At 59.7% G+C, this 14,340-nt stretch carries 12 protein-coding genes; 7 read left to right on the forward strand and 5 right to left on the reverse strand.

The annotated features are described in order from the left end of the window. Window positions 1–449: 449 nt before the first annotated feature. Both NUV89_RS08220 and NUV89_RS08225 read right to left on the reverse strand, forming a co-directional pair. Window positions 450–776, reverse strand: a complete 327-nt coding sequence (locus tag NUV89_RS08220) for a DUF2388 domain-containing protein (RefSeq protein WP_257780925.1) — start codon at window positions 774–776, stop codon at window positions 450–452. Window positions 777–870: 94 nt separating this feature from the next. Next, window positions 871–2,109: an MFS transporter gene (locus NUV89_RS08225; protein ID WP_257780943.1), complete on the reverse strand. Its 1,239-nt coding sequence runs from the start codon at window positions 2,107–2,109 to the stop codon at window positions 871–873. Between the two features lie 155 nt (window positions 2,110–2,264). Between NUV89_RS08225 and NUV89_RS08230 the strand changes: the two genes are divergently transcribed. Next, window positions 2,265–3,071: a bifunctional 2-polyprenyl-6-hydroxyphenol methylase/3-demethylubiquinol 3-O-methyltransferase UbiG gene (locus NUV89_RS08230; protein WP_257780926.1), complete on the forward strand. Its 807-nt coding sequence runs from the start codon at window positions 2,265–2,267 to the stop codon at window positions 3,069–3,071. Here NUV89_RS08230 and NUV89_RS08235 read toward each other — a convergent pair. Beyond that, window positions 3,061–3,453 (reverse strand): TIGR03067 domain-containing protein, encoded by a 393-nt coding sequence (locus tag NUV89_RS08235; RefSeq protein WP_257780927.1) that lies wholly within the window; start codon window positions 3,451–3,453, stop codon window positions 3,061–3,063. The genes NUV89_RS08230 and NUV89_RS08235 overlap by 11 nt on opposite strands. Before the next feature lie 308 nt (window positions 3,454–3,761). On the opposite strand from NUV89_RS08235, the gene NUV89_RS08240 reads away from it, so the two are divergent. The 4 genes from NUV89_RS08240 (at window position 3,762) to NUV89_RS08255 (ending at window position 7,767) form a co-directional block, all read left to right on the forward strand. Beyond that, window positions 3,762–5,054: a Wzz/FepE/Etk N-terminal domain-containing protein gene (locus tag NUV89_RS08240; protein ID WP_257780928.1), complete on the forward strand. Its 1,293-nt coding sequence runs from the start codon at window positions 3,762–3,764 to the stop codon at window positions 5,052–5,054. A gap of 212 nt (window positions 5,055–5,266) precedes the next feature. Beyond that, entirely contained in the window at window positions 5,267–6,166 is a 900-nt protein-coding gene (gene lpxO, locus NUV89_RS08245; RefSeq protein ID WP_257780929.1) for a lipid A hydroxylase LpxO, read from the forward strand. A 117-nt stretch (window positions 6,167–6,283) separates the two neighbouring features. Next, window positions 6,284–6,598, forward strand: a complete 315-nt coding sequence (locus tag NUV89_RS08250; RefSeq protein WP_257780930.1) for a hypothetical protein — start codon at window positions 6,284–6,286, stop codon at window positions 6,596–6,598. Between the two features lie 11 nt (window positions 6,599–6,609). Further along, window positions 6,610–7,767, forward strand: a complete 1,158-nt coding sequence (locus tag NUV89_RS08255) for a PQQ-dependent sugar dehydrogenase (RefSeq protein WP_257780931.1) — start codon at window positions 6,610–6,612, stop codon at window positions 7,765–7,767. Window positions 7,768–7,810: 43 nt separating this feature from the next. On the opposite strand, the gene NUV89_RS08260 is transcribed toward NUV89_RS08255, so the two are convergent. Then, complete coding sequence (locus NUV89_RS08260) at window positions 7,811–8,290, reverse strand: nuclear transport factor 2 family protein (RefSeq protein WP_257780932.1); 480 nt, start codon at window positions 8,288–8,290, stop codon at window positions 7,811–7,813. Between the two features lie 55 nt (window positions 8,291–8,345). Beyond that, complete coding sequence (locus tag NUV89_RS08265; RefSeq protein WP_257780933.1) at window positions 8,346–8,897, reverse strand: TetR/AcrR family transcriptional regulator; 552 nt, start codon at window positions 8,895–8,897, stop codon at window positions 8,346–8,348. Window positions 8,898–9,022: 125 nt separating this feature from the next. Between NUV89_RS08265 and pssA the strand changes: the two genes are divergently transcribed. After that, window positions 9,023–10,366, forward strand: a complete 1,344-nt coding sequence (gene pssA / locus NUV89_RS08270) for a CDP-diacylglycerol--serine O-phosphatidyltransferase (protein ID WP_257780934.1) — start codon at window positions 9,023–9,025, stop codon at window positions 10,364–10,366. Between the two features lie 135 nt (window positions 10,367–10,501). Further along, entirely contained in the window at window positions 10,502–14,329 is a 3,828-nt protein-coding gene (locus NUV89_RS08275) for a hypothetical protein (protein ID WP_257780935.1), read from the forward strand. The last annotated feature ends 11 nt before the right edge of the window (window positions 14,330–14,340 follow it).

Below are 14,340 nucleotides of genomic sequence, written 5' to 3' on the forward strand. Positions count from 1 at the left end.
CTCACCTCGTCGGCCGGCGTGGTTCGTGAGCGTGAGTGATATGCTTTGCCGCTTCTCAAACAGGGAACGTGCCAATGGGCAAAAGGTTGGAAAGGATTCAAGAGTGGCTCACGCCGCGTAGGCGGCTATGGGCAGGAATCGCCTTGTATGCAATTACCCTCGCTGTGCCACTTGCCAGCCCCGGAACATCCGTCAGTTGGCTTATCGGGCCTGCGAGCGTTTTATTTGTCGGCAGCTTCATCCCTGCTACGAATGGAAAACGATAGGCGCAGACCTCCGTGATTTCGGATGATTGATAGCGCTACCGGGTGCGCAAGCGGTACTTGAAGACAGCGGTGAAAGACGCTACGAATTTGTATCTAAGACGCCGCTTGATCCCTGAGTCAAGACGCTAGCGAGCCGGCACGATGTTAGGCAGACGCCCAATTAAACTGCATCCTGGCCTCACGTCAGAACAAGCTAGCAATCGCCTCCGCCAGTTGCATATCGGACATGAGGGGCGCTGTGTAGGTTGCACGGTAATACCGCGACGCCTGCTCAAACTCCGCACCGCGAATCTCGCCGCCTGAACCCACAAACGCCAAGGCATCGGTCTTGGCGATTTTGAAAAGCTTGGGTGGCTCGGTCGTGAGGGAGGTGATTCCGCCAATCAGGATGGTCGGCAGAAAGGTGGTAATCATCAGCCCTTTATCGAAAGGATTGGCATTTTCTGCTGCCATTGCTTGAGTGGCGGTCAAAGCCATGACAGCTATGGCTAGTGTCTTCCATGGGTACATTCGTGACGCTTCCAATGCGATCTGAGGGCGCTACCATAACAGGGTATAGGCGCGAGCCTCCAGGTATGCATCAAGGCGCACTTAGCCGCGTTTGTCAGGCAATTGCCGTTTGCCGTGCGAGTGTTGGTTTCGCCAACGTCTCCGGCATCGCCAACGCCAACAGCGCCAACGCCACGCCTGCCACACCCGCCAACGTCAGGAACGCCGCGTTGTAACCAGCCTGTTGCACAACAAACCCCGCCAGGCTGCTGCTCAGTGCCGCGCCGAGGCCGAATGCGGTGGAGAGGGCGCCCAGGCTGACATTGAAGCGGCCGGTGCCTTGGGTCAGGTCTTTGACGATCACCGGGAACAGCGCGCCGAAGATACCCGCGCCGATGCCGTCGAGCATCTGCACCGCGACCAGCCAGTAGGGGTCGTTGGACAGGGTATACAGCACGCCGCGCAACGGCAGGATCATGAAGCCGGCGAGCAATAGCGGTTTGCGCCCCCAGCTATCCGCCTTCACGCCCACCAACCAGGCCACCGGCACCATCACCAGTTGCGCGGCGACGATGCACGCCGAGGTCAGCGGTGTGGCCAGGTGCAGGTTGATTTGCGCCAGTTTCTGGCTGACCAGCGGCAGCATCGCGGCATTGGCCAGGTGAAACAGCGCGCAGCAGACGGCGAATACCAGCAGGGGGCGATTAGCGAGCAATACGCGCAGGCCGGAGGGTTGCGCATGGTCGGTGACGTGGTCGGGGTCGAAGCCGCGGGCGACGTCATGGTCGATGGCGTTTGCCGACACGCAGCTGATCGCCACCACACTGGCCAGCGCCATGGCCGCCATCAGGTAGAACACCACCACCGGTCCGTACAGATACGCCAGGCCGCCGGCCAGCAGGGCGGCGGTGGCGTTGCCGGCGTGGTTGAAGGTCTCGTTGCGCCCGGTGCGCCGGGTAAAAGCGCGGGGCCCGGTGATACCGAGGGAAATCGCCGAAATCGCCGGGGCGAACACGGACGCAGCGACCGCACTGGCCGCCTGGGTCAGGGCCACCAGGCTGAACGAGCTGACAAAAGGCAACAGCAGGCAGCTGGCGGTGACCAGCACGGCGGCAATCGCGACCACCGCGCGTTTACGGCGGGTGCGATCGATCAGCGCGCCCGCCGGCCCTTGGCTGATAAGCGCAGCGATACCGGCCAGGGTCATGACCACGCCAATGCTGGCGGGGTCCCACTGGTGTACCGCCAGCAGGTATATCGCGAGGTAGGGGCCGAGGCCGTCACGCACGTCGGCCAGGAAGAAGTTCAGGCTGTCGAGGGACAGGGTGTTACGCAGGTCGGAGTGTTGGGTCACGGCGCAGGCTTCGGGAGCGGCGTTCAACGGCTGAACACCCATTGCGTTAATGACCTGCGGGGTTTGCGATAAGTTTCGAGGCGTTGGCAGGGTTTTATTTGGCGGGCGCTTGGCTTATTTTCTGAGGCCGATTGTTACGATTCTCTGGAGACGCAATGGACATGCCTTCGGCCCAACAGGCCGTCACCAGCAACAAGCACGCCTGGGATCAATCCGCAAAGTGGCACAAAGACACCGACAACTGGAAAACCCTGCTGCGCTCAGTCGCCGATCCAGGCTTCTCGTGCCTGGACCCTACGATCACCGCCGTGTTGCAAGACATCGGCGTCGCCGGCAAAGACGTTGTGCAACTGTGTTGCAACAACGGGCGAGAGAGCCTGTCTTTGTGCAGCCTTGGCGCGCGGTCGGTGGTGGGCGTGGATCAGTCCCGCGCCTTCCTGCTTCAGGCGCAGGAACTGGCCGAGGTCTCACCCCACCACCCCGAGTTCATCGAAGCCGACATCCATCATTTGCCCGAGCGGTTGCACGGGCGTTTCGATGTTGCCTTGGTCACCATCGGTGTACTCGGCTGGATGCCGGATGTCGCGCTGTTCATGCGCCACGTCGCGAGTACCTTGAAGCCGGGCGGCACCCTGGTGATGTATGAAACCCATCCGTTCCTGGAAGTGTTCGACCCACGGGCGAGCAATCCGCTGCTGCCTGCCAGCTCATATTTTCAACGGGACCCCTTTGTGTTGCAGGAGTCCATTGTTTACGAGGGGCGGGCTGAGGTGGCGGGGCCGACGTCCTACTGGTTCGTGCACACCCTGGGCAGCCTCATCAGCGGGGCGATAGCCGCGGGATTGCAGATTGGTCATTTGCAGGAATATCCGCACTGCAACCGTGAGGAGCTGTATGACCAATATGAGCACCAGCCTGCGCAGTTACCGTTGTGCTTTACCCTGACCGCGACTAAGCGCTGAGCCGGCGTACGAAGGTGCGCATCGTCTGGCCCGGGCCCGTGCTGAATTCGGTCGGGCGAGGCATATGCTCATCCGCGGCAATAAACACAAATTCATCCTTCTCCAGGCGATAGCTGGCAGGCAATTGTTTGCCAGCGTCTTCGCCGACGCTGTCGATCCAGGTGATGCTCTTGGGCGTGGTGGTGCTGTCCAGGAAAAACCGTCCGGCGAGCAACACGTCGCCATTGACGGTAGTCACTTCGAATCGATCACCGGCAATCGTCGTGATGGCGCCGGGAGCGCTGTGGGCATCGACGGGGTTGAGTACGCCACTGTCTTCCAGGGCGGTTTGCTCCCAGATGCCTTGCAGGGCTTGCAGGTCGGGATCTGTGCTACGTGACATATAAATTCCTTTTTCTTGAAGGGTTAATCGCCGCTAGTTAGGGGTAATGGGCTGCGTTCAGTCAATTAATTTCCCGAGCATTGTAGGAAAGATCTTTATTGTTCGAGAGTGCCCAGATTTCCCCTTTATAGGCAATGGATTAGCGCTATTTTCTGGCCCTCGGGCAGCGTTACGCACAGAACCCTCCATGTTGTCGTGAGTAACAAAGGGCGCCACTTTCGACCTTGACGTTGCCCCCTGTTTATTCCGTCGTTATTCAGGCCGGTGGTGTGGGGCGCTGACTAACCACTCTTCAGGGCGAACTTTCGGTGAACAAAATCCCCCCGACTCTTGCGCATCCGGCCTCGGATGAGATTGATCTTTTTGAACTGGTGCATGGGATCTGGAGACAACGCGTGCTGGTCGTCACGTGCGCAGCCATCGCTGCGATCCTGGGTGTCGGTTACGTGTTGTTTGCGCCGCAGGTGTACCAGGCCAGCAGTGTGCTGAGGGCGGTCGAGCTCAATGAGTTGGACGCGCTCAACCGCTCCGAGGTCTACCCACTGTCGCCGGCTGACGCATTGAGTAAAGTGGCGTTGCAACTGGACTCCTATGACACCCGGCTTGGGTTTTTCAAGGCCAATGCCGCGCTGTTCGAGACGTATCAGCGGCCAGGGCAAAGCCAGGAACGACGCTTTGACGCGTTTGATCGCAGCCTCATCAGCCAGGTGTTGCCCGATCCGAAAAACAGCAATGCCCCCGGCACCTTTATACGACTGGAAATGCAGTACCCCCAGGGCAGCGGCGGCGTGGCCATCCTCAATGGTTTTGTCGATTACGCAATTGCCCGCCAACGTGACCGTGTGGCAGCTGACGTCAAGGTGATCGTCCACAATCGTCTCGCGGAGCTAGGCCGTAAGATCGATGCCGCCCGTGAAAGCTATGAGAACGAAAAGTCCACGAGAATCGCCAGGTTGCTGGAAAGTGATGCCATCAAGCGTGGCCAACTGCAGGATGAGCTCGGCGCCCTGCGCGAGGAGCTGGCAAAGGAGCGCTCCCATCGCCTGGCACGACTGGCTGAAGCCATTGCCATTGCCCGATCCGTCGGTATCACAAGGCCGACCACGCCCTCGGTAATGGGCGCGGCGGCATTGCGGGGAGCAGGCCAGGTAACGGAGGTTTCCCAGCAAACCGTGCCTTTGTTTTTCATGGGGACACAAGTGCTGGAGGCTGAGCGTGCGGTATTGCAACAACGTAGCAGTGACGACATCACCAACGAGCGCATCGCCGAAATCAACAGAAAGCTACGTTTGCTCGAGGTCAATCGCGAGGTTGACGCCCTGAAGGCGCGCGGCAACGAGGACAGGTTCCTGCAGGACGTTGAATGGCTCCGTACGGAAACCACCCGGCTGCGTGCGCTCCACCTTGATATGGACGGGTTGAAAGTGGCGACGATCGACCGCCCGGCCCAAGAGCCGTTGGCCCCGATCAAGCCGCGCAAGGCGTTCGTGGTAGCGTTGAGCCTGGTCGCTGGCTTGATGCTGGGCGTGCTGGTGGCGGTGGTGCGATATTTTTCCGGCCTGCGTCGGGTTCATCCGCGAGGACGATATGTGCCCCAATAAGTAGGCTGAGTGGACAGCTTTTCACAATTCTTCGCTAACCTTTGGTTACAACTTGTGGCTAAATATCTGCCCAATGGTCACGCAGCGGCTTGTCGTTGAGCCGCTTGCGCTGCCTGTCTGTGAATTGTGATTTCAGCTGCTGCTTAACCAAACCTCGGCCGTCGTGGGCACGCAGGAGCAGCCTGTTTTCTCCTGACGTGTGACGAAATTCCGTGAAACTCATTATTGTTGCTCTCTACGTTGCCTCGATTGCGTATGTACACCTGCGTGGTCGGGTGCGCCACACACTGGGCCGCCAATTGAGCGACCACTCCACCTTTCTGGCACCGATCAACTGCTTTCTCTATCTGTTCTCCAAACTGCCCAGCCGACCCTATCTGGCCCCCAGCGACTTTCCTGACCTCAGCCCGCTGCAGGAACACTGGGAAGAAATTCGCCAGGAAGGGCAGAACCTGATGCGTGCCGGCGCGATCAAGCGCTCGGACCAGTACAACGACGTGGGTTTCAACTCGTTTTTCAAGTCGGGCTGGAAGCGCTTTTACCTCAAGTGGTACGGCGACAGCCATCCCTCGGCGATGAAACTGTGCCCGCGCACCACTGAACTGGTGCAGGGCATCGGCTCGATCAAGGCGGCCATGTTCGCCGAGTTGCCGCCAGGCTCCAAGCTGGTGCGCCATCGCGACCCCTACGCGGGTTCCTACCGCTACCACCTCGGGTTGGATACGCCCAACGATGCGGCCTGCTACATCAACGTGGATGGCGAGCGCTATGCCTGGCGGGATGGCGAGGCGGTGATGTTTGACGAGACCTACATCCATTACGCCGAAAACGCCACGCCGCACAACCGCATCATATTGTTCTGCGACATCGAACGGCCGATGAAATACCGCTGGGCTGCGGCCTTCAACCGCTGGTTCAGCCGCACGGTCATGGCAGCAGCGGGCTCGCCCAATGACGCCGGCGACAAGACCGGAGGGCTGAACCGCGCCTTTACCCGGCTGTACAAGATTCGCCTGCGCGGCAAGGCGCTGAAGAAACGCAACCGCACGCGTTATTACCTGGAGAAGTGGGCGATTTTTGCCGCATTGGCGGCCATTTTCCTGTTGATCTGAGGGGCTCTCGGACAGATCGTGTTACACCTGATGAGAAACTATTTAGTTACCAAAGGCGAACCCTCGGCGTAGCGTGTTATCGAAAGCACGTACTACTCGCCCTTGAGAGGCTTTGTCATGAATAGTTGTGTACGCCACCTTGCACTGCTGGCACTGGGTGTTTTCATGCTCCCCGGTGCCCAGGCGCAAAACCTGCCGGGCGGCAACGACGCCAACAACAGCCCGATCCACCGAGCCAACCCCAACAGCATGCAGGGCACCCAGCCCAATGCGCCGGCCATTCGCGGGCCTCAAGTCGGCCCGGCGCCGCGCGCACCGACCCTGGACAACGGCGGCATCGGCAATCGTTATCCCACGCGCAACACCGCCCCCAGCCGCCCAGCCAGCGAAACCAAAGCCCCCACTTACGATGCCAACGGCAATCGCCGGTAAGGACTCGCCCAATGCACCTACGTAAAACCCTTCTGGCCGCCCTTTGCGCGACCGCCATGGTTCCACTGTCGGCGGTTTATGCCGCTGGCCCCCAACAGTTCCCCAGCGAGCAAGGCAGCCTCACGGTCACGCCGATCGCCCAGGGCCTCGACCATCCATGGGCGGTGGCGTTTCTGCCAGACAGGCAAGGCTTCCTGGTGACTGAGCGCCCAGGCCATCTGCGCTTCGTCAGCCCGGACGGCAAACTGTCGGCGCCACTCAGCGGGGTGCCGCAAGTGTGGGCCAAAGGGCAGGGCGGCTTGCTTGATGTGGTGCTGTCGCCGGACTTCAAGCAGGACCGCATGGTGTACCTGTCGTACGCCGAAGGCGGTGGCAAGGGCGGTACCGCCGGCACGGCTGTCGGGCGTGGGCGCTTGGCCGATGACCTCAGCGGTTTGCAGGATTTCAAGGTGATCCTGCGCCAGGAGCCCAAGCTGTCCACCGGTAACCACTTTGGTTCACGCCTCGCGTTTGACCGCGACGGCTACCTGTTCGTGACCCTGGGCGAAAACAACGATCGCCCGACCGCCCAGGACCTGGACAAATTGCAAGGCAAGGTCGTACGCATCTACCCGGATGGCCGCGTGCCGGATGACAACCCGTTCGTGGGCCAGGCAGGTGTGCGCCCGGAGATCTGGTCCTATGGCCAGCGCAACCCGCAAGGCCTGGCACTGAACCCGTGGAGCGGCACGATCTGGGAAAACGAACACGGGCCCCGTGGCGGCGATGAGATCAACATCATCGAGCGCGGCAAGAACTACGGTTGGCCGTTGGCAACCCACGGCATCAACTATTCGCTGACGCCAATCCCGGAAGCCAAAGGCAAGACGGCAGAGGGCACGGTGCAGCCCCACCATGTCTGGGAGCAGTCCCCCGGCATCAGTGGCATGGCGTTTTATGACGCTGACCGCTTCAAGCCCTGGCAGCACAACGTGTTTATCGGCGCACTCGCCAGCCAGGAGCTGATCCGCCTGCAGTTCGATGGCGACAAGGTCGTCCACGAGGAACGGCTGTTGGGCGGTTTGAAAGCGCGCATTCGCGATGTGCGGCAGGGGCCGGATGGCTACTTGTATGTGCTGACGGATGAGGATGATGGCGTGTTGTACCGCGTGGGCCTGAATCAGGACTGAGCGGGCAGCCGCAAGCTTGAAGCTTCAAGCTTGCGGCTACAGGCTAAAGCCCCAAGTCCGACAGCCCCGGATGGTCATCCGGGCGCCGCCCCAGCGGCCAGTGGAACTTGCGCTCGCTGGCCTGGATCGGCAGGTCGTTGATGCAAGCAAACCGATTGGCCATCAGGCCGTTTTCATCGAACTCCCAGTTCTCGTTGCCGTAGGAGCGGAACCAGTTGCCCGAGTCGTCATGCCACTCGTAGGCATAACGCACGGCGATGCGGTTGTCGGTGAAGGCCCACAGCTCCTTGATGAGTCGGTAGTCCAGTTCCTTGGCCCATTTGCGTGTAAGAAAGCCCTTGGCTTGCTCGCGGCCGTGGGCAAATTCGGCGCGGTTGCGCCAGCGAGTGTCCAGCGTGTACGCCAGGGACACCCGTTGTGGGTCGCGGGAGTTCCAGCCGTCTTCGGCCAGGCGCACTTTCTCGATGGCCGATGCGCGGGTAAAGGGCGGCAAAGGTGGGCGTACTTCGATGTCTGATGACATTGGCATGCTCCTTAAAACAATAAGGGGTTATCGGAAAGTTGCCTGGCCTGCGGGTTCAAAGCGCCAATAACGTTCGCGCCATGCATTGCGCATTATCGGCCGCGGTTGAATCACCCATTACCAGGGCAACGGTAATGGCGCCATCGATCAGGATCAGCAGTTGCGCGGCCTGCTGTTGCGGGTCGGGGGTGCCATGTGCTTGACACAGTTCAAGTGCGTACTCGAACAGTTTCTGTTTATGGGCCTTGGCCAACAGGCGCACCGGGTCTTGTGGGTCGCCGGTTTCACCGCTGGTGTTGATAAAGGCGCAACCGCGGAAGTCGGCCGAACCGAACCACGCCTTGAGGGCGTCGAACAGCGCCAGCAAACGCTCGCCGCTGTCTTCGCGGCGCTCCACTTCCGTGCGTAGCCATAGCAGCCAGCGTTCGTCGCGGCGTTGCAGTGCGGCAATCACCAGTTCGTCCTTGTTGGCGAAGTAGCGGTAGATGCTTTTTCTCGAAACGCCGGCGGTTTTCACCAGGAAGTCCATGCCCGTGGCGGCGATGCCATGGCGATAGATCAACTTTTCGGTGACGTCGAGGATGATGTCGCGGGTTATGTCGTTCATGTTGCGAACAGTAGAACGATCGTTCTTCTTGGTCAATCAGATTTTTTCCATGCGCCGCCGCAAGACCTGAGCACCCCCATGGTGTAAGCTCGGTGCCTCTTCGGATTCGACCCATTGCGAGCCCTATGCCGTCGTTCTTCAAACGCTCCCTGTTGCCTAAACTGCGCGGTTTCCCCCTCACTCCCGACGCGATCGACGTGCTGTCCGGCGCCGATGCGTATCGCCGTTGCCTGCTGCGCCTGATCCCCCAGGCGACGCGGCGCATCTACATCGTTGCGCTGTACTTGCAGCACGACGAAGCCGGGCAGGAAATCTACGACGCCCTGCACGCCGCCAAGGCTGCGCGACCGGAGCTGGACATCGTCGTGGTGGTTGACTGGCTGCGCGCCCAACGCGGGCTGATCGGCGCGGGCAAACAACCCGGGAACAGCGCCTGGTACCAGGCCATGACCCAGCGCCACGCCAGTGAAGTGCCGGTTTACGGCGTGCCGGTGCAGACCCGCGAGCTGTTCGGCGTGCTGCACCTCAAGGGCTTTGTGATCGACGACACCGTCTTGTACAGCGGCGCCAGCCTGAACAATGTGTACCTGCACAAGTTCGACAAGTACCGCTTCGACCGTTACCACCTGATCCACAACCGGCCGCTGGCCGATTCGATGCAGCATCTGATTGAGCATGGCCTGGTGGCGTCCAAGGCCGTGCATCGCCTCGACCTGCCCAACCCGCCCACCACCCGCAGCCTGCGCAACGACATCGGCGACTTGCGCAGCCGCCTCAAGCACGCGGCCTATGACACCACGGCGGGGCAGTTGCCCAACGGTCACCTGTCGGTCAGCCCGCTGCTGGGTGTGGGCAAGAACAACCCGTTGAGCCGGGTGATCCTGGAGTTGATCGCCAGTGCCCAGCAGCAACTGACCATCTGCACCCCGTATTTCAACCTGCCGCTGCCGGTGACCCGCGAGATCAACCGTGCCCTGGCCCGTGGGGTGAAAATCGACATCATCGTCGGCGACAAGACGGCCAACGACTTCTACATCCCGCCCAGCGAGCCGTTCAAGGTGATCGCGGCATTGCCCTACCTGTATGAGATCAGCCTGCGCCGCTTTGCCAAGCGCCATCAGCCGATGCTCGACAGTGGCCAGTTGAACCTGCACCTGTGGCGCGACGGGGATAACACCTATCACCTCAAGGGCATGTGGGTCGACCAGCGCTATACGTTGCTGACGGGCAACAACCTCAACCCACGGGCGTTCCGCCTGGACCTGGAAAACGCCTTGCTGATCGACGATCCCCAGGGCCAGTGGCTGGAGCCGCGACGCACCGAACTGGCGCAGATATTCCAGCACGCCACGCGCATCGAACGTTACCAGCAGTTGCAAACCCTGGTGGACTACCCGGCGGCGGTCGGCAAGTTTTTACGGCGTGTCAGCCGCGTGCGCATTGAGCGGTTGCTGTACCGGATTCTTTAGGCCGAGGCTCAGCCATAGCCGTCAACCAATTGAGAATTTGCTTACCCTTTGCATTCGGCTTGTCTTGTACGTTTTCTATTGACAGTTCTTAAGGACAAGAACTCTCGCCACTTCACTGGTTAGAGAGCAATAGAAATGTCGTCAATCCATGTCAATAGTGCGGATACCGCTTTCAACAGGTTGTTCCGCGCCCCGCAGCCTCCCGCACCGTCTGCGCAAAGCCGTCCTGAGACGGCGACTGCCGATCGTCTGTCTGGGCTGCCACCCAATACCGCAGCCTTGCAGCACGAGGGGCGACCACAGACGAAAACAAGCCGATCCAAACGTGACGCTACCACTCCAGGCATCGAGCCGACTTCCGGGAGTGTCACGGCCAGCCGTCTTTTCCCTGCCAGCGATGTCGCGCAATCAGCGGACGTTACGTTGCAGGAAAACATGGTTCATTGGTTGAATACGGGCCACGCAAAAGAAGAACTCATCCCCCCAAACGCATCCATCTCGTCATTTCTCGAGCTGTACGACCAAGCGATCAAGGAGCCGCCCATCCAGGCCTGGTTCAAGTCCAAGGGGCTCAAATTGTCGACTGTGCGTGTGTTCAGCGACTCGGTGGTTGGCGTCGTGGTCGTCAATGGCAAACAGTCCTTCCAGCGGTTCACCACCACCGATGGCTCTGGTTGGTGGGAGGTCAGCGCAAAGGTCAATGCCCTGCACAAAGTGCTCTCGCCAAATGATCTAGGGATTCCGGTGGCACCCGGGCCGACTCAGGGGCCTGTTCCACGGGATGTGGTACTGGACTTTTACGGGGTGAAACCGCCTCTGAATGAAAAGGCTGCGCCGCGGTTGGGTAAACAACTCCAGCAAGAGGGCTGGCCCGAGATTTCACAGGCACAGCGTGCTCAGTGGGAGAAACAGTTCAAGCAACTGCAGCAGCACAGCAGCGACAGCGCTGTCCGTGAACGCCTGGGGGCGCAGTTGCAACCCCTGATCAAGAACAAGCAGGGGGGTGATGAGCTGACGCTGAATGAGCAGGCGATATTGGTTGAGCCGGGCTCCTCCCTGGACCAGGCGAGTACGTCACCACGCGAACAATTCGTTGAGTTTCTCGCATCAGCCGCCTTCAAGGCGTTCCTCGAGAGGGCTGGTGTCGCAGGGCTGGGCAGCGAATTCAGGATAACGGAAGGTGACCTGCAAATGCTCAGAGCGAACGGGCAGTGGATCTCCCTTCAAGATTCCTTTGACGCGGAAGTCGAGCTAATGTCTGGGCACGGCAGTGCAGACGAACAAGCCACCGCGCGCAAGTTTAATGAAGACTTCGACCGGTTGGTGCAGCAGAGTGAGAAAACCGGCAACGCCCTGTATTCCACCCGTCGGTACGACATGCGCCAGACTCTGGCCTACTATGCGCCCGACGTACCGAAAACCGTCGGGCAGATGCGTGCAGCGCTGCAGTGGCTTAATACAAAATTGCCTTCACCCCCGCTGGCTGGCGACTACGCGGGGATGACCCCTTACGTGCAAACCGAGGGATCGCTGTCTTCCAGCTCACTTGAAACAATGAAAGCGGCATCGGCGGGCGTCATGTCGTTGCTCAAGGGCTTCTCCGGCAGGCCATCGTTTGGTCAGTCTTTTCACGATCCGGACCGGCAACTGGCGGATTTTTTTGATTCGTCCAAGGCCATCGCCAAGGCCGATGAGATTGCCAAGGCCCTCAAACTCTACAGTGTGGCCGAGGGGCAAGCGCTCTCCCGGGCCGAACGTCACCAACTGCTGGCCACTGCGCTCAAGTTGAGTGTTGACGCCACCATGCCGGGTGTTCCGGGGCAGGTGGCGGGGTATTCGTTGTATCAGCCCGGCAATTTGGGGCGCTCACTCAAAGAGGTGCGCGATGACGTCGAAAAGCATCTTGAAAGCAAAGGCGTGGACGCCGGGTTGACGCCACTGGTGGCTCACCTGTTCCTTGCCCAGTCGGCTCCAGAGATGCTGGTCAAGGCTGACACCCGCGTGCCTGAAGACGCCAGGCAGGTGTTCAACCAAGACCCGCAAAACGTCAAGGTTGGCTCGACCGGTTGGCTGGAGCTGCGTCAGGGCTGTGCAATCGCCGATACCCTGAGTGGTCCGGGCAGTTCGCGTTTGATGAATTTTACGCAAGTCATGGCGCTTTCCCGGCTAGACGCCAGCGGGCCGAATCAGGAATACCTGCAAAAGAGCCTGGCTACCAAACCTTTGCTGGACTGGGGGGTAATGGCCGGTATTTTCCCAGCGACTGCGGACGGACAGTACTCCCCTGGGGACTACAAAGCCGCTGCGCAAGCATTTACCGAACGGGAAGACCAAACCCGCGACGCGTTCAACACCTTGACCAGCGAACCGCCGACCCAGACCACTGTTCTGATCAAGGAGCTGGTCCGGTTATTCCCGGAAATGACCGAGGAAGAACTTCGTACGTTCAAGCTTGAGTTGGACACCGATGTCAAATATGACTCCCGGCAGCACGCGCACATGGAAACCCGCCAACCGCTGTTGACCGATGTCATCCTGACCAATCAAGTCGACGATGATCCTCTACTTTTGTTGGACCGGTTAGTGAACTACCTGGTCAGTGGAGAAAAGAAATACAAGTTCAACCACCCGAAAATCTCCCAGGCCACTTTTTTGGAACGCATCAAGCAACTGCCGAAGATAAAACCGTTGGTGGAGCCGGCGGTCGATCAATACATTGCCGATACCCGCGCAGCTCAAGCCACGGCGCTGAAACTGATGCTTGCGCAGTTGCCGCTGGAAGACCGCAGGGCGTTGGAGTTGGGGAAAATCGAGTTCTTCAGCGTACGCAAGGAAACCGGGGAAGCCCTGGAGGACGACCAGGGCCCGGATTCCAAAGTGGCGAGTAACAGGGGCACTCACGGCCTATTGCTACGTTACGAAACCGGGCTTGTAACACCCTGGTTTGGTTACTACGAGGTGTTTCCCGGTTCGATGCAGATGGTCAAGCGCACCGATTTACCTGACCGCCTGCCGCTCGGTGGCGAAACCAAGGCGGGCCGCAAACCCCATGGGCCCTTTGCCTATGTGCAGACGTCTTTCCAAAGGGGCACTGAACAGCCGTTTGACTTTGATGCGTACAGCACGGGTTCTCCACCCAAGCCCGGTGCAAAATCGACGGTGATTATTGAAAAGATGGCAACGGAATTTCCGGCAACGACAGAAATAGCCTCGCGGCGCGTACCCAATACCTTTAGCTCGAACAAAACAGCACGGATGGTGGAAACGTTTCTGGCACACAGCTTTGACGGGAAGCGCGACGCGTTACTTGAGCACGCCAACCAGCCGACAAAGCTGCACAGCCGCCGTACCTATCCGTTTGCATCAGGCAAAGTGTTTTCTTCGGAAAATGCTCGTCTGATGTTGCGCCTTATCCCTTTCGTCGGGGCTGTGTTTGACTTTGCGCAGGGCAAGGTGGCAGAGGGTTTGACGGGGTTACTGATCGACTTTGCTTCATTCGTTGCCACCGGCGGACTGACCGGGGCGAGGCAGTTTTTTAGCGGTATGAAGATGTTGATCCCATTCAGTCGCAAGGCATTCAGCATGTCCGGCCTGAAGGGGGCGGGCTCGTTCTTCATGAGTGTATTCAACCCGTTGGCCGGTGCGGTTGATGTGCTGAAAGCCGGGCCAAAGTCGCTGGCCGCAACCCGGAAAATCCTGATGGGCGAAGCGGCCCGTGTTGGCCCAGGAATCTATATGACCAATACGATCATGGAGAAAATCCGGTGGATCACTGGGGCAAAAGACACCCCCTTTACGGATATCGCCCCCTCAGCAGGGCAATGGCCGGGGAGTCGCTTTGGCACCAGTCAAAACCGTGAGATGTATGCGATTCAGAAAAACGGTCAGTGGTATGCGATCGACTCGACCACCCTGCGGCCCACAGGTGCGCCGCTTGTGCAGTTCACCCCCCAGCCGGGTTGAAACCTGTGGCG

Source organism: Pseudomonas sp. 18.1.10 (assembly GCF_024655625.1).
GTDB lineage: Bacteria > Pseudomonadota > Gammaproteobacteria > Pseudomonadales > Pseudomonadaceae > Aquipseudomonas.